Here is a 17,379-nt window from a genome sequence, read left to right on the forward strand (position 1 = left end):
CCCACGCGCACGCGGGTTCAGGCAGCTGCCGGCTCCGCGTGGCCCCTCACGGCGGCGTAGTGGTCCACCAGCTGGCGGCAGAGCGCGGGCCAGGTGCGCCCCGCGACCGCCGCCCGGGCGCGGGCCCCGAAGAGTTCGCGACGAGCGGGATCGCGCAGGTCATCGATGGCCTGGCGCAGTGCCGCGGCGTGCTCGGCGTCGTCGTGGGCCGGGAGCAGGTACCCCGTGCGGCCCACCTCGACGAGGTCGCGAGGCCCGCCCGCGTCGGGAGCGACGACCGGGACACCGGAGGCCATCGCCTCCTGCACCGCCTGGCAGAAGGTCTCGTGCGGGCCGGTGTGCGCGAACACGTCGAGGCTCGCGCAGATCCCGGCCAGCTCCTCACCGGTGCGCTGACCGAGGAACGCCGCGTGCGGCAGCTGTGCGCGCAACCGCTCGCGCTCCGGGCCGTCACCGACCACGACCACCTGCACACCGGGCTGGCCGTCGAGCTCGGCGAGCCGCTCGACGCGCTTCTCCGGGGCGAGCCGACCGACGTAGCCCACCAGCAGCTCGCCGTTCGGGGCCAGCTCGGAGCGCAGTTGCCCATCGCGCTTGTGCGGCGCGAACCGCTCCGTGTCCACGCCGCGACCCCACCGGTGCACGCGGGGGACGCCCTGCTCGCGCAGCGTCTCCACCGCCCACGTCGACGGGGCCAGGGTGCGGTCGGCGTGCTGATGAAGGCGGCGGATCCACCGCCACGCCGCCTTGGCGGTCAGCCCGAGCCCGTAGGACTCGGCGAACCCCGCGACGTCGGTCTGGTAGACGGCGACCGTCGGCACGCCCAACCGGCGGGCCGCGTTGAGCCCGCGCGCGCCCACCACGAACGGCGAGGCCAGGTGGACCACGTCCGGGCCGAACTCCTGGAGCCCGCGCAGCACGCGGCGGTTCGGGAGCCCGATGGGCAGCGAGGACACGATCGGGAGGTCCACCGCGGGCAGCCGCAGGACGGGGAAACCCGCGTACTCGTCCTCACCGGTCCCGGGCGCGATCACCAGGGCCTGGTCACCTCGGCGGCGCAAGTGCTCCAGCACCCGCAACACCGAGTTCGTGACGCCGTTGATCTGCGGCAGGAAGCTCTCGGTCACGATCGCGATGCGCACGCCGGTCACCGTCGCCGCCGGTTCCGGCGAACAACCCACGCCCACGTGACATCGGCGCCAACGACGGTCGAAGACCGCCCCAACAGCGCCACCGGCCCGCAAACGTGGCCTGCGGCTCCTCGACCGGTCACCTCCGCGTTGCCGGGCGGTCACCCGCCGCGCGGAGGCTGGGGAGGCATGACTGTCCCGTCCACTCCTCCCGCCCAGATCGAACCCGCCCTCGTCTCACGGGCTTTCGAGGTCGCCGGCCGGCTGGCCAACGACGCGGCCGACGTGATCATCGCGACCGCGGGACGAGGGGCGCGCCCTGAACCCAGCGAATCGCCGTTCGACTGGGTCACCGACACCGGTCGCACGCTGGAGCGGCACACCCGCCGCGTCCTCGCCGACGAGTTCCCCGGCACGCCGGTGTTCGGCGAGGAGTTCGGTGAGGAACCGAGCGGACTCCCGCAGCAGGGCGGCTCGCCGTTCCGCTGGTCGGTCGACCCGGTGGACGGCACCGCCAACTACGTCGCCGGGCTCCCCTGGTGCGCCTACAGCCTGGCCATGCTCGACGCGCACGGACCGGTGGTCGGCGTGGTCGCCGACCCGTACCGCACGCAGATCTACGCGGCCGCCCGCGGGCGCGGCACTCGGGCCAACGGCACCCCGGTGCGGCTACCGGACCGGAGCGAGTTCCGCGGTGGTGTCGTGTGCACCGAGCTGACCAAGGACGGGCCGTGGCCGGGCATGGACCGGTTCATCACCAACGCCGCTGCCGCCCAGGTCGGCGTCCGCTTGCTGGGCTCACCCGCGCTGGCCATCACCCAGGTGGCGCTCGGGCACACCGTCGCCGCCGTGCTCGACGACTACCAGGAGTGGGACGTCGCCGGTGCGCTCGCGCTGGCCGGCGAGGCCGGTGCCACGGTCCTCAACCGGCGCGGCGAACCCGATCCGCTGCCGCGCGACGGGCTGCTCGTGGCCGCACCCGGTGCCGCCGCCGACGTCCACGAGTGGTGGACGCAGGCAGCCCGGGTCCCAGCTAGCTGACCGGTTCGGGCAGCACCGCGGAGAGCGGGTGCAGCAGCGGGAAGCGGGCGCGCAGCGCCTGGACCCGCTCCGGGTCGAGGCCCCCGACGAGGCTGAGCACCTCGCCGGTGATCTCCGCGAAGAGCCGCTCGGCGTGGGCGAGCTCGGCCCGCACCCGGCGCGCGATCTCGGCATCACGAGGCGTGTCCCCCAGGCCCCGGCCGAGCTCGGCGAACACGCGCAGGGTGGGCAGCTCGGCGTCCATCCGGCGCACGACGGTCTGCAGCGAGTTGCGGGCCTGCTGCGAGGACATCGCCTCCACCGCCCGGCTCGCGCGCAGCACCGCCTGCTCGCAGTGCTGCACGAACGGTTCCCACACGTCCGGCTCGTGCTGCGGCAGCGGTTCCGGCTCCTGCGACTGCTCCCGAGCCGGTCCTCCACGACTTCGGCGAACGGCGAGCGCCACGCCCGCTCCGGTGCACCCGGCCAGCACCGCCACGAGCACCTGCAACCAGATCTCGGCCATCCGAGCCGCGCCCTTCCACTAGACCCCGACACGGGAACGCGGAAGACCCACGCACTCACTTCCGACGTTCCTCACCCCCTCGCTCACTGTGCTCCGGGGCTGCGCCGCTCGGCGTGCGGGGAACTACTCATCTTCGGTTTCGGTTCCGAAACTCCGCTCGTCGCGGGGGCGCGACGGCAGCCGGTTGCCGGCCAACCCGGCCCTGGCCAGGTACTGCAGGTCGGCCAGCAGGAACTCCATCGCGCCGGTGTGCGCACCGTCGCGCCCGCCCGGGCGGATGAACTCGCCGAACTCGGTGGGCACCGGATCGCGCAGGCGTGCGATGGAGAACGTCTCGTCGAGGGCTTGGCCGACCCTCGACCGCACCCGGGAGGGGTCGACGCCGCACCCGGCGTCCGCCAGCCGCGCCTCGACCGGGTGGGGCACGAACAGCTCGGCGGCCAGCGGCCACACCCGGCGCAACCCGGCGCTCATCAGGCCTGGCCCGCCGGGTCCGGAATCGCCGAGCTTGATCACCCACTGGGCTGCGTGGTCGCGGTGCTGGGCGAGCTTGTGCAACGAGCGCGCGGCCAGCGTCGCCAGCACCGCGTCCCGGCTGCCGGTCAGCTCCTCGAAGAGGGCGAGCCGCCAGTTGGTGAACAGCAGCAGTCGCGCGACCGTGGTCGGGAAGTCGCCGCCGGAGCCTGGGCCGAAGTCGACCTCCACCAGCCGCACGTTCCGGAACTCGGCGGGTTCTCGCAGGTAGGCGAGCTGGTCCTCGTCCTGCCCCGGTTCGATCTCGGACGCCCGCCCGTAGAGGACCCGTGCCTGCCCCAGCAGCTCGTGCGCGATCTCGCCGAGTGAGGCCGACTCCTCCAGACCCGCGCGCACCCCCCACTCGGACAGCCGGTGGGCGAGCACCAGGGCGTCGTCGCCGAGCATCGTGCAGTACAGCGCCAAGTCCGCCGGGTTCGCTTCAGCGGGTACCGAGCGGTCGACCGTGGACAGCACGGGAGCGCCGAGTACCCACTGCTGCTGTTGCGGGACCTGGGGCTGCGACGAGGTGGATCGCGCTCTGGGGGTGTTCATCGGCAACGACCTCGCAGACGCGGGGCCGGCGTTGCGAGCTGTCGGCCACCGACCCCCTTTCGGCGGATCCCCAGTCTGGCACCGGGCGGGGGTTCCCGGAAGGGCCTTCAGTCCTTGCCCGATCTCCTGAGCAGCCAATACGCGGGCAGAGTCACCGCCCACACGACCGCGAGCGAGCTGGACACCGGCAGCAGCGAGATCACGGCGTTGCGGCCGGCGACCCGCACCAGGTCGGGATTGCGGGAGTCGTACTCCACGCGGACCGTCTGCCCGACCTGGAGGTCCGTCGGGTAGAGCACGCCGTTCGGCGGGATGTAGACCCGGCCGTCCTCGGTGTTGAACCGCACCACGGTCCGGGTCAGCGAGGTGTCGACGACCTCGGCGACCGCCTGACCTCGCGATTCCACGATCGTGCGGTCGTTGATAAAGCAGGCACCGATGATCGACAAGCCCATGACCGTCAGCAACGACCCGACGATGAGCACGCCGATCGCCACCCGGTGGCGAACTCGGCCAGGCGAGGGTTTCGACGCCGACTGATGACCGTCCGTGTCCGGCCCGGTCACTGAGTCGGCCGCGTCCTGGGTCACCGCGTCGCCTGCCACAGTGACCGATTGTAGGGGGCCGGGGTCGTGTCGAGAGCCACGTGGCCGCTCAGCCCACTCCCCTCCTCACGCCGCATACGCTCCAAGCGTGGCGATGACATCCTGGCGGCTGACGGCGCGCACCCGGAGGCTCGATCCCACCGACCCGCGGCACGACCGGCCGCTGCTGGACCTGCTGCCCGGCGGCGAGTCGCTGAGCTGGGTCCGCGAGGGAGAAGGCCTGGTCGGGTGGGGGTGCGCGGCTCGACTCGACACCTCCGGCGCGGATCGCTTCCTCGACGCCGACGCCTGGTGGCGGCAGCTGTGCCGGCACATCGACGTCGAGGACGCGGTGGGCCTGCCGGGGTGCGGCCCGGTGGCCTTCGCCAGCCTGGCCTTCGCCGACGACCCCGGCGACTCGGTCCTGGTGCTGCCCGAGGTCGTCGTCGGGGAGCGCGACGGGGTCCGCTGGATCACCACGATCGATGACGCGCCGGAGCTGGAGGTCGAGCCGGTGCGGCAACCCGGCACGGTGTCCTACAGCGACGGCCGGCTGTCCTCGACCGGCTACCGGCAGGCGGTCGCCGAGGCCGTGCGGCGGATGCGCACCTCGGACGGCGGACTGCGCAAGATCGTGCTCGCCCACGACCTGGTGGCCAACACCTCCGAACCGCTCGACGAGCGGTTCCTGCTGCACAACCTGGCCGCCCGCTACTCCAACTGCTGGACGTTCGCGGTCGACGGCATGGTCGGCGCCACGCCGGAACTGCTGCTGGAACGGCGCGGCTACGAGGTCCGCTCGCGGGTGCTGGCGGGCACGGCCTGGCCGCACCCTGGTCACACGGATGACGAGATCGCCGCGGAACTGCTCGGTTCGGCCAAGAACCGCAGCGAGCACTCCTACGCCGCCGAATCCCTGGCCGAGCGGCTGCGGCCGTTCTGCAGCGAGCTGTCGGTGCCCTCGGCTCCCTCGGTGCTGCGCCTGCGCAACGTGCTGCACCTGGCCACCGACGTGGAGGGCAAGCTCGCCGACACCCCGGACGGCGCCGGTCTGCTGAACATGGTCGAAGCCGTGCACCCCACGGCCGCTGTCGGAGGCACGCCCACAACCGAAGCGGTCCCGCTGATCTCCGAGCTGGAGCGCATGGACCGGGGCCGATACGCGGGCCCGATCGGCTGGATCGACGGCACCGGCAACGGCGAGCTGGGGCTGGCGTTGCGCTGCGGTCAGATCGAGCAGCAGAACACCGCCGGAGCGGGGTCCGGCGGTGCTCGTGGAGGCCGGGTCAGGTTGTTCGCCGGCGGCGGGATCGTGCCCGACTCCGACCCGGACCTCGAAGTCGCGGAAGCGGAGGCGAAGCTCCTGCCGGTGCGCGAAGCCCTGGAAGGTGTCCGCTGATCCGAGGGCGTTCCGCCTGCTCACCGGTGGCAGCAGCGGGGCGGCCCGGCGGTGCGGGTGGGCGCCGGGGCGCCGCACCCGCGATCCGGATCAGCCGCGATCGTGCAGGAGCGCGTGCGCGCGGTCGATCTCGGCGACGGCCGGCGGTGTGGGCACGTCCTCCCGGGCCGCGCTGGCCGCCACTCCGGTCTCCGCGCTCACCGCGGGCTTGCCCTTGCTGAACAGCCACGCGTTGAACAGCTCGTCGAGCTGCTTGCCGGACTTCTGCTCCGCCAGCTCGATGAACTGCTCGACGGTGCCGGTGGAGTGGCGGTGCTCGGCCACCCAAGTGCGGGTGATGTCGAGCATCACCTCGTCGCCGACGACATTGCGCAGCGCGTGCAACGCCATCGCTCCCCGGTCGTACACGGCGGAGTGGAAGACGTTCTCGGCACCCGGCTCACCCGGCGGGACCTGCCAGAAAGGGTCGTCGGCCGGGTAGGCGTTGTAGTAGTGGTCGAACAGCTCCTGCGCGGTGCCGGTGCCGTGCGACTCCGACCACAACCACTCGGAGTAGGACGCGAAGCCTTCGTTGATCCAGATGTCGCGCCAGGTGTCCACCGACACCGAGTCGCCGAACCACTGGTGCGCGTTCTCGTGGACCACGACCGACACGTTCGCCGCGTCCTGGAAGAACTTGTGGCTGTACACCGGCCGGGTCTGGTTCTCCAGCGCGAAGCTCAGCCCTTCCGCCGGGACGACACCGCCCTGCGCGGAGACCGGGTACTCGCCGAAGAGCTCCGTCAGGTACTCCACGACCTCCGGAGTGCGTTCGATGCTCGCCTTCGCGGGACCGGTCAGCGGGCCGAGCTTCTCCGAGTAGGCGGTGGTGTACGGCTGGCCGAACGCGCCGGGTCCGTCGAGGACCTCGTACTGGCCGATGGCCATGAACGCCAGGTAGGTGGCGGTCGGTTCGGTGTTGCGCCAGTTCCAGGTGGTCCACCCGGCCAAGGTGCTCCGGCGGGTGTTCACGCCGTTGGAGAGCGCCTCGGTGCCCTCCGGCACGGTCACCGCGATGTCGTAGGTCGCCTTGTCGCGCGGGTGGTCGTTCCCGGGGAACCACCACGCGGAGATCTCCGGCTGCCCGACCGCGAGCGCGCCGTCGGAGGTGCGGACCCACGGGTTGACGCCATCGACGTCGGCGGCCGAGGGAGTTCCCTCGTACTCCACGACGACGGTCGCCTGCGTGCCCTCCGCGATCGGAGCCGTCGGGGTCACGGTGAGTTCCAGCCCGTCATGGCTGAACTGCGCGGGCGCCCCGTTGACCCGCACCGACTTCGCGGTGAGCGCGAAGTCCAGGTTGAACGCCGTCAGGTCCTGCGTGGCGGCCGCGACGATCGTCGCGGTCCCCTGCAGGTGGTCGTCCGCCGGCTGGTAGCGCAGCTGCAGGTCGTAGTGCGAGACGTCGTACCCGCCGTTGCCGTAACCAGGGAAGTAGGGATCGCCCGCCCCCGGCGATCCCGGTCCAGCACTTCCCGCCAGCGCTGGTGCTGCGAACACCGCGCTCGCGCAGCACGTCGCGATCACCGCGCGCAGGCCCTGTCGTCGGATCACCCTGCCACCTCCTCGAACTTCTCCGTCCGATCAGGAGACTAGGCAACCACGTTCACACCCGGCGCGCTTTTCGCACCGAGTTTTTCCCATCACGGGGCCGAAAAACGCGAATGCACTCCATCGGGGACACGACAGCCCGGGAGTCACCGCGCCGGTCGTACCGCGCTCACCTGCCGGAGGGACACCGGCGCTCGCACCGAGGCGAGGCGGATCGTGCGTCGCTCCCAACGGGTTTCACCGTGACGAGTGTGCGTGACCGCGGAGGCAACGAGCAGCGCCACGTCGGCGCGCCCGGCGTTCCGGCCCGGTTCCCCGGGCAGCCGTTCACCCGAGCAGCGCGGAGCGCACCGCCGCGTGCAAGCGCTGGTGAACCACCCGCAGTTCCTCGCGGTTCGCCCGGACCTCGACCACCCGCAACCCGGGTTGAGGGCGCAGCGCGTCACGGAGCTCGGCGTGCCCAGGCACCTGGACGTGCTCGACACCGTGCGCCGCGCACAAGTGGCTCAGGTCGGCACCGTGCGGCGTGCCGAAGACGCGGTCGAAGGCATCGCGGTGCTCCGGACCGCCCTGCTCCAGCAGGCTGAAGATCCCTCCGCCGTCGTCGTTGAACACCACGATCGTCAGGTCCGGCCGCTGCTCGAGCGGGCCGAGCACCAGACCGTTGGTGTCGTGCAGGAAGGTCAGGTCGCCCAACAGCGCGTAGGCCGGCCCACCGTGGCCGATCGCGGCACCGATCGCCGTGGAAACCGTCCCGTCGATGCCCGCGGCACCCCGGTTGCGGTGCACCAGCACGTCGGGCCGCTGCCGCGCGGCGAGCGCGACGTCGCGGCTCGGGTTCGACGAACCGAGGACCAGCAGAGCGTTCTCCGGCAGGGCGTCGACCACCTCGCGCGCCACCGCGGGACCGTTCGGCCACCGCTCGAGGTCGAGGGCGGCGTGCAGCGCTGCGGTGACCTTCTGGTCGGCCTGCTGCCAGGCCGTGAGCCACTGCGTGTCGACCGAGCTCGCAGCTCCGGTCGAGCCGGCCCCTGCCACGTCGGTTCCTGCCACGTCGGTTCCTGCCGCGTCGGTTCCTGCCGCGTCGGTTCCTGCCACGTCGGTCCCGACTGTCTCGGCGACCTCGCGCACGTTGTGCGCCGGCGCGGGCCACTCGATCCCGCCGTGCGCCAGCAGCACCTCCACGCCGGTGTCGGCCAGCAAGTGCTGGACCTGGCGGAACACGGTCGGACGTCCCACGCAGAGGACCTGCTCGGGGCGGTGCTCCCGGACGAACTCGGGCAGGTTGAGCAGCCACATGCCGGTGCTGATCGCTGCCGAGCCGGGGACCCCGACGCCGCCGACCTCCGACAACACCGGCCAGCCGAGCCGCTCGCCCCAGGCACTGGCCTCCTCGGCACCCCAGTCGCCCACGAGCACCAGGCCACGCCCGGAGCGCAGGCGCGACAGCGAGCTCGGCGCCGCGCCGTGCTCGGCGACCTCGGTCCACCGCTCGCCGTGCGCCCGCCCAGCCAGCGATTCGCACCACTCGTCGTCGCCGTCGGGCACCAACGGCTCGCGGAACGGCACGTTGAGGTGCACCGGCCCGCCACGCGTGCCCTGGGCCGCCGCGCTCCACACCCGGCAGACCTGGCTGCGCCAGTAGGCGTTCTGACCCGGGCGTGCCTCGGCCACCCCGAGCTCGTCGAACATCCGCACCTCGCTGCCGTACAGCCGGTGCTGGTCGATGGTCTGGTTGGCACCCGCCGCACGCAGCTCAGGAGGCCGGTCGGCCGTGATGACCAGCAGCGGCACGCCGGAGTGGTAGGCCTCGCTGACCGCCGGGTGCAGGTTGCTCGCCGCCGTGCCCGAGGTGCAGAACACCGGCACCGGCCGTCCCGTGCGTGCCGCCAGTCCCAGTGCCAGGAATCCGGCGCTGCGCTCGTCGATCCGGACGTGCAGCCGCAGACGCGCAGCGTGCGCAGCCCGGTGCAGAGCGTAGGCGAGAGGTGCGTTGCGCGATCCCGGGGCGAGCACCGCGTGCCGCGTCCCGTTGCGGACGAGCTCGTCGACGATGACCTCAGCCTGGGCTGTGGACGGGTTCAACCGATCACCTCTGAAATCGCCTGGCGGACAACGGAAGAGGCTCCGCGGCGACCTCCTCCGACGTCCACGCAAGCACCGGGCGGTCGCGGGGGAGGACCCCGCGCCGAGCACTTGCTACCCCTATTGTCCCAGGTGTGCAGAATCCCGTTGTTTCTGAGCTGTTCAATCCGAAGTTGTGGGAGCCGGTCGAGGGCTTCGACTTCACCGACATCACCTACCACCGCTGCGTCGAGGACGGCCCCGGCAAGGGCACGGTGCGCATCGCCTTCGACCGCCCCGAGATCCGCAACGCCTTCCGCCCGCACACCGTCGACGAGCTCCACCGCGCGCTCGACCACGCGCGGATGACCAGCGACGTGGGCTGCGTGCTGATCACCGGCAACGGCCCGTCCCCCAAGGACGGCGGCTGGGCCTTCTGCTCGGGCGGTGACCAGCGCATCCGCGGCCGCTCCGGCTACCAGTACGCCGGGGGCGAGACCGCTGAGACCGTGGACCCGGCACGCGCGGGCCGACTGCACATCCTCGAAGTGCAGCGGATGATCCGCTTCATGCCCAAGGTCGTCATCGCGGTCGTGCCCGGGTGGGCCGCCGGCGGCGGGCACAGCCTGCACGTGGTGTGCGACCTCACCCTGGCCAGCGCCGAGCACGCCATGTTCAAGCAGACCGACGCGGACGTCGGCAGCTTCGACGGCGGCTTCGGTTCGGCCTACCTGGCCCGCCAAGTCGGGCAGAAGTTCGCCCGGGAGATCTTCTTCCTCGGTCGCCCCTACACCGCCGAGCAGGCCCACCAGATGGGCATGGTCAACGAGGTCGTCTCGCACGCCGAGCTCGAGGCCACCGCACTGCAGTGGTCCCGGGAGATCAACGGCAAGTCCCCGACGGCGCAGCGCATGCTGAAGTACGCGTTCAACGCCATCGACGACGGGCTCGTCGGTCAGCAGCTCTTCGCCGGTGAGACCACCCGGCTCGCCTACATGACCGACGAAGCCGTCGAGGGCAGGGACGCGTTCCTGCAGAAGCGGGACCCCGACTGGTCCGCCTTCCCCTGGTACTTCTGAGACCTCGAACTCCACGTCGGGCAAGGCTCCGGACAGGAACAGCCCGGTCGGGCGGTCCTGGTCCGGGGCCTCCCGGTCGGGACCGGCCGGCTCGGTGCCGGCCTCGGTCCACGGTCGGCCCTGCGGCGCCGCCGGTGCCCCGGGTACGGGGACGACCAGCACGAACACGAGGAACATGGCCTCCTCCTTCCGCTCACACCCAGACCATCGGCCAGACCGTTCGAACACTTGATCGCTCGAACAGGTGATCTAGTGGCGAAGGTCTCGGATCCCGCCCGACGCGGTGCACCGAACGGCGCCGAGAATGGAGCCCATGCCGAACGCCCGGGACCTGCAGCCGCTCCAAGTGCCTCCGGGAACCGGCGCGCTGGAGGTTCTGCCCGCGCTCCGCCGCGCGCTCGACGGCGACGGCCCCGCGCTGCTGCCGGTCGCGGCCGACTCCCCCGAGGAAGCGCAGCGCCTGATCAGCGCGCTCGCAGGCCCGCTGGCCCCCGGTGAGGACGCCGAGCACGACCCGACAGCCCTGGTCATCGCCACCTCCGGCTCCACCGGTGCCGCCAAGGGCGTGTTGCTGCCCGCCGGGGCGCTGCGCGCCTCGGCCGAAGCCACCCACCGCAGGCTCGGCGGCCCCGGCGAGTGGTTGCTGGCGATGCCCGCCCACCACGTCGCGGGCGTGCAGGTCCTGGTGCGCGCGTTGCTGGCCGGCACCACCCCGCGCGCGGTCGACACCTCCAGCGGTTTCCGCCCGGACGCCTTCGCGGTCGCCGCCCGCGACGTCCTGCGCTCCGGCGGTAGGCACTACACGGCTCTGGTCCCGACGCAGCTGTCGCGGTTGCTCCAGGAGGGTGGTGAGGGCCTCGCTGCGCTGCGCCGCTTCGACGCGGTGCTGCTCGGCGGCGCGGCCACGCCGCCGGCCCTGCTGTCCCGAGCGCGGGACAGCGGCGTCCCGGTCACCACCACCTACGGGATGAGCGAGACCGCAGGTGGGTGCGTCTACGACGGCGTTCCGCTGGACGTCGCGAAGGTCGACGTGGAGGGCGAGCTCGGCCCGATCAGGCTGGCCGGACCGATGCTGGCCCAGGGGTACCGCCACCAGCCGGACGCGGACGCCTTCGCCGGCGGCTGGTTCCGCACCGGGGACCTCGGCCGCATCACCGACGGCAGGCTCGAGGTCCTCGGCCGGGCCGACGACATGATCATCACCGGCGGCGAGAAGGTCGCTCCGCTCCCGGTCGAACGGGTCCTCACCGAGCAGCCGGGCGTGCAGGAGGCCTGCGTGCTGGGCGTGCCCGACCCCGAGTGGGGTCAGGCCGTGGTGGCCGCCGTCGTCGCGAGCCAGGGCGCACCGCCGGATGTGAACGCCCTGCGGGGCGCGGTCCGCGCGCGCCTCGGAGCCGTCGCGACGCCGAAGCGCATCGCGCTGCTCGACGAGCTCCCGCTGCGGGGACCGGGCAAACCGGACCGGCGCGCGCTCGCGGAGCGGCTGACCTCCTAGCCGAGCGCCTTCCCGCGTGAGCGAAGATGAGGCGCATGGCGACTGTCGCGCAATGGATCGAGGGTGCCCGTGTGCGCACCTTCCCGAATGCGATCGCGCCGGTGCTGGCCGGGTCCGGCGCCGCCGCGGGAGTGGACTCGTTCGACCCGCTGATCGCACTGCTGGCCCTCGTGGTGGCCCTGAGCCTGATCACCGGGGTGAACTTCGCCAACGACTACTCCGACGGCATCCGGGGCACGGACGACTCCCGCGTGGGCCCGTTCCGGCTCGTCGGGTCGCGGTCGGCTCGCCCGCGCGCGGTGCGCAACGCGGCATTCGCGTGCTTCGGCGTGGCCGCGGTGGCGGGGCTCGGCGTCGTCGCGCTGAGCGGTCAGTGGTGGTTGCTGGTGGTCGGCGCGCTGTGCATCGCCGGCGCCTGGTTCTACACCGGCGGTAGCAAGCCCTACGGCTACGCGGGGCTGGGCGAGCTGGCGGTGTTCGTGTTCTTCGGACTGGTCGCCGTGCTGGGCACGATGTACGTGCAGGCGGGCACGGTGTCCGGGTTCGGCATCGGTGCGGCGGTCGGCGTCGGCTCGTTGTCCTGCGCGGTGCTGGTGGCCAACAACCTCCGCGACATCCCGTCCGACCGGGTCACCGGCAAGCGCACGCTCGCGGTGATGCTCGGCGACCGAGACACGCGGACCCTCTACACGGCCCTCGTCCTGGTCCCGTTCGTCATCACGGTCCTGATCGGCCTGCGCAACTCCTGGGTGCTGCTCGGCTTCCTGGCGCTGCCGCTGCTGCTCATCCCGCTGCGGGCCGTGGTCCGGGGAGCCACCGGCCTGTACCTGATCCCGGCCGTTCGGGACACGGGCTTCGCCATGCTCGCCTGGGGCGCGATCACCGGCCTGGCCCTGGCCTTCGGCTGACTCGTCGTGCTCGTCACCGCGAGCGGGTCCTCGCGAGCGGCCTGACCCGCGCGAGGACCCGTTCGTCCACGCGCGGGTCTTGCGCGTTCCCACGCCGAAGACGCTGACGGCGAGGAACGGTGCGACGGCGACCACCACGGCGCCGAACTGCGCGATGCGGTTCTTGGTGGTCAGCTCGTAGAGGGTCACCTGCGAACCGGTGCGGACCCGCACCGGTGTCGTGCAGGTCATCTTCGCCGAACCGGAGAACCAGGGCGTGATCCGGTTGACCCGGTACCGGCTCTCGTTGCGGTAGCTGGTCACCTCCCGCGTCTCGCCGCGGGCGGGAACGACCCTGCAGACGGCCGTCTTCTTCCTGTCCGAGCTGACGATCACCATCGGCCGGCCGTCCCACTGGTAGACCGGGCCGGAGGAGCCCGATGCCGTGGAGGACTTGGCCAGCGTGGTGCCGCTGAACACCGCGATCCCGAGGAGCACGGCGGCGATCAAGCCGACCAGCACAGCCCAACCGGTGGCGATGCCGAGCAACGTCTTGCGGTTCATCGTCGATCCACCCCTCACCGCAGGAACGATCCCGGCGGTTCGTCGTCGAGGTCGGCACCGGCCGACCGGTTCGGGTCGTTGCTGAATCACGGTCGGGAGGTCGTAGCCCGCGTCGAGCATGTCCTTGGCCTGCTTCATGTTCTGCACGCTCGCCGAGAACGTCGCTCGCACCGACTCGTCGCGGAAGGCTGCACCGTCGGCCACGTCCTGCCAGCGGAACTCGCCTGCGTCGACCCGGCGCTGGAAGGCGGCGATCTCCGGCGGCGCGTCACCGCCGCGGATCTGCCGCTCGATCTCGTCGATCCACTCGTCGGTGAGCTCCACCGCGGGCAGTTCGGCCTCGAACCGGGTCGCCTCGCCAGTGCCTCTTCTGCCTGGAGCATCCGCTCTTCGAGCATCTCCTCGGCCGCGCGGACCTCCGGCGTCCTCGGGTCTCCGCTCATCCCGCGCCCCCTCAGACGTTCCCGGCCGACAGCGTCTGGTCGCCGCCGGCCGTGCCCGCGCCGGAACCGCCCCGCGCGGCGCTGCGCACTCCCGCGGCGGAATCGCGCACACCGGTCACGGCACCGCGAGTCCCGGTGGCTGCTCCGGACACCGCCGTGACGTCGTCCCGTGCCTGGAGCCGATGTTGACCACGTCGCCGAGGCTGTTCGCGTCCTTGATCTGGGCCAGGTTCGTGCCCGCGCTCGTGACGGCGTCGACCAGCTGCACCACGGAGTCGTACAACGCCTGCAGCGCCTCGAAGAGCGCCAGCACCGCCATCACGATCTCGACGCACTTCTCGACGTTGCGCACGACGTTCGCCCAGCCGGCGCCCGGGATCCAGCCGGTGGCGGCCGCTTCGACGAGCCGGTCGACGAGCTTCTTGATCAGTTCGAGGGCCTTGTCGGTCATCTTGCGCGACATCTCGGCGGCCCGGGTGAAGCCCTTGCCGACGAGCTGGGCCAGCACCGCGTCGCCCTCGAGCGCGACCGTCCAGGTGCTCACCAGCAGCGCCTCGAAGGCGATCGCACCGTCACCGTCCCAGCTCCCCCGGAGGTCGCAGATGCCCTGGTTGAGGTTCGTGCGCACCGCGCGCAGCGCGTCACCGATCTGGTTCCACGCCTCGGCGTTCGCCTCGATCTGGGAGAAGTCCCCGGTGATCGGCGTGATCAGCTGCTCGACGAGGTTCTCACCGGTGACCTGCTCGTAGACCCAGTTGACGGCCTGCACCTGCCAGCCCGCGTCGTCGACGGCCTGCTGCAGCGGGTCCCCGTTGGCTCAGCTGGGATCCGCTTCGAGGAGGGCCAGCGGGTTCTCGGCGTCTTCGCACGAAGCCACTCCCGCCCCCTCAGACCTTGACCTCGTCGAGTTCGGACTGGATCTTCTGGAACATCGCGGCGATCGCGCGCTCGGTCTCCTCGTAGTCCGAGACCACGTCGGCCAGATCCGCCTGCACCTTCTTCAGCGCGGCTTGCGCCAGGTCGAGCGTTCCGCCGTAGAGCGCGGTCGCCGCCTCGACGGCCGGCACCAGCGTCACCATCAACCCGGTGAAACCGCTGGTGTCCGACGCGGTCCTCTCCGCCCAACCGCCGATCTTCCGGAGATGTCCGGCATTCCGGTCGAGCAGCCGGCCGAAACCGCTGAGCTCCCCCGGGATCGCGCGCAAGTTCTCCGCCACCACTTCCCACTCATCCGGAGATCGCACGGCACGGTGAAGTCGGCACACCTCAGCCCGCGACGGTTCACCGATGTCGCGGGATCGCGAGCAGTCGGCGCGATCTCCCCCAGTTGTTGAGGATTCGACCCGACTCCGGAGGTCAGCAGGGGACGTTCGAGGCGAGCGTTAGGGGTCCGTGATCAACTACTGCGTCAGCGGACCACGGCGGCGAGGACGTACTGGGCGACGTCGGCGGCCGTGGTGCAGGTGTCCGAGTCGGCCTCGCCGGAGACCACCGAGATCTGCAGGGTGGCGTCGGCGACCGGGGCGTAGACGGTGCAGTCCGAGGCGCGGAGGACCTGCGTGCCGCGCACCGGACCGAGCTCGACCTCCTCCGTCCCGAGGTCGGCCAGACCCGGGGCCTGCGCCCCGATCAGGACCTCACGCCCGTTCCTGCGGTCCGCGAAGCCGCAGCCGCGGACCGGTGGCTCGATGCCGACCTCCCGAGGCTGTCCGGGCTCGACGGTGAAGGCCAGCGCGGCGAGCTCGTCGGGCCGCACGAGGCCGCACAGGTCCTGCGCGGACAGCGTGCCGAGCATCCGCCGCTGCTCGGGCGGCACCTCGCGGGTGATCGACGGGGCGCTGCTGCTCGCGGTGGACTCCTCGGTCGTGCTGGGCTCCGAGGAGGGCGACGCGGGCTGGTCCGGTCCCGCCGCGGTGCAACCGGACAGGGCGGTGCTCGCGAGCACCGCACCGATCAGCAGGCGCTTGGCGAGCACCGGACCTCCTCCGCGCACGATCGTCGACGACCTAGTCTGCCTGGAACTCGCCGGTGGAGTGGAAGTGCTCCAGCACCTTCCGCGGCGCTTCGAGGTCCATGCCCTGCTCGGCGACCCAGGCGTCGTCGAAGTAGGTGTGGGTGTAGCGCTCACCGCCGTCGCAGAGCAGCGTGACGATGCTTCCCGTGCGCCCCTGCGCCAGCATCTCCGAGACCAGCGCGAACACGCCCCACAGGTTGGTCCCGGTGGAGCCGCCGACGCGGCGGCCGAGGACCTGCTCGGTGCAGCGGATCGTGGCGATGGAGGCCGCGTCCGGCACCTTGATCATCCGGTCGATGGCTTGGCCGATGAAGGAGGGCTCGACCCGCGGCCTGCCGATCCCCTCGATGAGCGAACCGGAATCGCTAGTCCGCGACGGGTCGCTGTCGCGCCACGCCTCGAAGAACACCGAGCGCTGCGGGTCGACGACCGCCAGCCGAGTGCTCAGCCTGCGGTAGCGCAGGTAACGACCGATCGTCGCGCTGGTGCCCCCGGTGCCAGCACCGACGACGATCCACGCGGGTTCGGGGTGCCGTTCGAGCGCGAGCTGCTCGAAGATCGACTCGGCGATGTTGTTGTTGCCGCGCCAGTCCGTGGCGCGCTCAGCGTGGGTGAACTGGTCCATGAAGTGGCCGCCGAGCTCAGCGGCCAGCCGCCGCGATTCGGTGTAGATCGCGCCGGGTTCGTCGACGAAGTGGCAGCGTCCGCCTTGCCACTCGATCAGCGCGACCTTCTCGCTGCTGGTGGAGCGGGGCATCACGGCGATGAACGGCAGATCGAGCAGGCGGGCGAAGTAGGCCTCGGACACCGCCGTGGACCCGGACGACGCCTCGATCACGGGCGTGTTCTCGGTCACCCAACCGTTGCAGATGGCGTAGAGGAACAGCGAGCGGGCCAGCCGGTGCTTGAGCGAACCGGTCGGATGTGTTGACTCGTCCTTGAGGTAGAGGTCGATCCCCCACTCCGCGGGGAGCGGGTACCGCAGCAGGTGCGTGTCGGCGCTGCGGTTGGCGTCGGCCTCGATGATCCGGACCGCCTCGTTGGTCCACGCCCGCGTGCGCGCGCAGGAGCGATCGACGTCGCTGATCATTCGCCGTCCGCCGGGGCGTCACCGCGCAGCTGGGCACGCAGCTGCTCACGGCGTTCGCGGCGGTGCTCGGTGCGCTCGGCCATGCCGAGCGCCACGCGGCGCCGAAGCCGGCCGAAGACGAGCAAGGACAGGGGCATGACCACGACGACGGACACGGCGATCGCCACCAGCACCGGTACCTGGGCCAGCACCAGCAGTCCGGCGACGATCGCGACCAGGCCGAACCGGGCGGCGGTGTAGAGCGCGATGTCGCGGGCGAGGTGGGGCGTGGCCTCCGACTGACCGCCTGCCTTCGCGGCGGTGCCCGCCTCGGGGACGGCTGCTGCCGTCGGTTCGGACTCGGTCGTCGTCTCCTGCTGTTCCCGCACGTCACCCAGGGTAGAGCACCCCGGATGCGGCCCAGCGAAGCGGCCGCGACCAGCGACG

Annotated in this window: 16 protein-coding genes; 5 read left to right on the top strand and 11 right to left on the bottom strand. The window is 71.8% G+C overall.

All coding sequences use genetic code 11. The annotated features are described in order from the left end of the window. Window positions 1-17: 17 nt before the first annotated feature. Window positions 18-1,142, bottom strand: a complete 1,125-nt coding sequence (locus tag EIL87_RS25660) for a glycosyltransferase family 4 protein (RefSeq protein ID WP_199740609.1) — start codon at window positions 1,140-1,142, stop codon at window positions 18-20. Window positions 1,143-1,319: 177 nt separating this feature from the next. On the opposite strand from EIL87_RS25660, the gene EIL87_RS25665 reads away from it, so the two are divergent. Then, the gene (locus EIL87_RS25665; RefSeq protein WP_125093129.1) at window positions 1,320-2,171 is read left to right on the top strand and encodes an inositol monophosphatase family protein; all 852 of its coding nucleotides are present in this window, start codon (window positions 1,320-1,322) and stop codon (window positions 2,169-2,171) included. On the opposite strand, the gene EIL87_RS25670 is transcribed toward EIL87_RS25665, so the two are convergent. The 3 genes from EIL87_RS25670 to EIL87_RS25680 form a co-directional block, all read right to left on the bottom strand. Beyond that, on the bottom strand, window positions 2,164-2,676 hold the full coding sequence (locus tag EIL87_RS25670) for a hypothetical protein (RefSeq protein ID WP_125093130.1): 513 nt from the start codon (window positions 2,674-2,676) through the stop codon (window positions 2,164-2,166). The genes EIL87_RS25665 and EIL87_RS25670 overlap by 8 nt on opposite strands. 123 nt (window positions 2,677-2,799) lie before the next feature. Continuing rightward, window positions 2,800-3,744, bottom strand: coding sequence for a 1,2-phenylacetyl-CoA epoxidase subunit PaaC (paaC, locus tag EIL87_RS25675; protein ID WP_125093131.1), 945 nt, complete (start codon window positions 3,742-3,744; stop codon window positions 2,800-2,802). A 107-nt stretch (window positions 3,745-3,851) separates the two neighbouring features. After that, entirely contained in the window at window positions 3,852-4,349 is a 498-nt protein-coding gene (locus EIL87_RS25680) for a DUF3592 domain-containing protein (protein WP_199740610.1), read from the bottom strand. A 94-nt stretch (window positions 4,350-4,443) separates the two neighbouring features. Here EIL87_RS25680 and EIL87_RS25685 point away from each other — a divergent pair, with 94 nt between their 5' ends. Further along, window positions 4,444-5,727, top strand: a complete 1,284-nt coding sequence (locus tag EIL87_RS25685; protein WP_125093359.1) for an isochorismate synthase — start codon at window positions 4,444-4,446, stop codon at window positions 5,725-5,727. A 90-nt stretch (window positions 5,728-5,817) separates the two neighbouring features. Here the strand turns inward: EIL87_RS25685 and EIL87_RS25690 are convergent, their stop codons facing one another. Further along, the gene (locus EIL87_RS25690; protein WP_125093132.1) at window positions 5,818-7,320 is read right to left on the bottom strand and encodes a M1 family metallopeptidase; all 1,503 of its coding nucleotides are present in this window, start codon (window positions 7,318-7,320) and stop codon (window positions 5,818-5,820) included. A 324-nt stretch (window positions 7,321-7,644) separates the two neighbouring features. Next, window positions 7,645-9,402: a 2-succinyl-5-enolpyruvyl-6-hydroxy-3-cyclohexene-1-carboxylic-acid synthase gene (gene menD / locus EIL87_RS25695; RefSeq protein ID WP_125093133.1), complete on the bottom strand. Its 1,758-nt coding sequence runs from the start codon at window positions 9,400-9,402 to the stop codon at window positions 7,645-7,647. 134 nt (window positions 9,403-9,536) lie between these two features. Here menD and EIL87_RS25700 point away from each other — a divergent pair, with 134 nt between their 5' ends. The 3 genes from EIL87_RS25700 to EIL87_RS25710 all read left to right on the top strand — a co-directional run bounded on the left by EIL87_RS25700 (window position 9,537) and on the right by EIL87_RS25710 (window position 12,863). Beyond that, a complete protein-coding gene (locus EIL87_RS25700) occupies window positions 9,537-10,460 on the top strand; it encodes a 1,4-dihydroxy-2-naphthoyl-CoA synthase (protein ID WP_125093134.1) in 924 nt (307 codons plus the stop codon). A gap of 313 nt (window positions 10,461-10,773) precedes the next feature. Then, window positions 10,774-11,955 carry an o-succinylbenzoate--CoA ligase gene (gene menE, locus EIL87_RS25705; protein WP_125093135.1) on the top strand — a complete coding sequence of 394 codons (1,182 nt, stop codon included), beginning with the start codon at window positions 10,774-10,776 and terminating at the stop codon, window positions 11,953-11,955. 35 nt (window positions 11,956-11,990) lie between these two features. Continuing rightward, entirely contained in the window at window positions 11,991-12,863 is an 873-nt protein-coding gene (locus tag EIL87_RS25710; RefSeq protein WP_125093136.1) for a 1,4-dihydroxy-2-naphthoate polyprenyltransferase, read from the top strand. Window positions 12,864-13,964: 1,101 nt separating this feature from the next. Here EIL87_RS25710 and EIL87_RS25725 read toward each other — a convergent pair. From EIL87_RS25725 to EIL87_RS25745, 5 genes are all read right to left on the bottom strand, one after another. Next, the gene (locus EIL87_RS25725; protein ID WP_125093137.1) at window positions 13,965-14,618 is read right to left on the bottom strand and encodes a WXG100 family type VII secretion target; all 654 of its coding nucleotides are present in this window, start codon (window positions 14,616-14,618) and stop codon (window positions 13,965-13,967) included. A 118-nt stretch (window positions 14,619-14,736) separates the two neighbouring features. Next, a complete protein-coding gene (locus EIL87_RS25730; RefSeq protein ID WP_125093138.1) occupies window positions 14,737-15,066 on the bottom strand; it encodes a hypothetical protein in 330 nt (109 codons plus the stop codon). 191 nt (window positions 15,067-15,257) lie between these two features. Then, window positions 15,258-15,824, bottom strand: a complete 567-nt coding sequence (locus EIL87_RS25735; protein ID WP_125093139.1) for a DUF3558 family protein — start codon at window positions 15,822-15,824, stop codon at window positions 15,258-15,260. A 31-nt stretch (window positions 15,825-15,855) separates the two neighbouring features. After that, on the bottom strand, window positions 15,856-16,953 hold the full coding sequence (gene cds1 / locus EIL87_RS25740) for an L-cysteine desulfhydrase Cds1 (protein WP_125093140.1): 1,098 nt from the start codon (window positions 16,951-16,953) through the stop codon (window positions 15,856-15,858). After that, the gene (locus EIL87_RS25745) at window positions 16,950-17,321 is read right to left on the bottom strand and encodes a DUF4229 domain-containing protein (protein WP_125093141.1); all 372 of its coding nucleotides are present in this window, start codon (window positions 17,319-17,321) and stop codon (window positions 16,950-16,952) included. The genes cds1 and EIL87_RS25745 overlap by 4 nt, the downstream gene beginning before the upstream one ends. Between the last annotated feature and the right edge of the window lie 58 nt (window positions 17,322-17,379).

The organism is Saccharopolyspora rhizosphaerae (assembly GCF_003931915.1).
Taxonomy (GTDB): Bacteria; Actinomycetota; Actinomycetes; order Mycobacteriales; family Pseudonocardiaceae; genus Saccharopolyspora; species Saccharopolyspora rhizosphaerae.

Excerpts from the sequence above, each read along its gene's own strand:
- EIL87_RS25665 (WP_125093129.1), top strand. The coding sequence starts at position 1,320 with ATGACTGTCCCGTCCACTCCTCCCGCCCAGATCGAACCCGCCCTCGTC.
- paaC (WP_125093131.1), bottom strand. The coding sequence starts at position 3,744 with ATGAACACCCCCAGAGCGCGATCCACCTCGTCGCAGCCCCAGGTCCCG.
- EIL87_RS25685 (WP_125093359.1), top strand. The coding sequence starts at position 4,444 with ATGACATCCTGGCGGCTGACGGCGCGCACCCGGAGGCTCGATCCCACC.
- menE (WP_125093135.1), top strand. The coding sequence starts at position 10,774 with ATGCCGAACGCCCGGGACCTGCAGCCGCTCCAAGTGCCTCCGGGAACC.
- EIL87_RS25710 (WP_125093136.1), top strand. The coding sequence starts at position 11,991 with ATGGCGACTGTCGCGCAATGGATCGAGGGTGCCCGTGTGCGCACCTTC.
- cds1 (WP_125093140.1), bottom strand. The coding sequence starts at position 16,953 with ATGATCAGCGACGTCGATCGCTCCTGCGCGCGCACGCGGGCGTGGACC.
- EIL87_RS25670 (WP_125093130.1), bottom strand. The coding sequence starts at position 2,676 with ATGGCCGAGATCTGGTTGCAGGTGCTCGTGGCGGTGCTGGCCGGGTGC.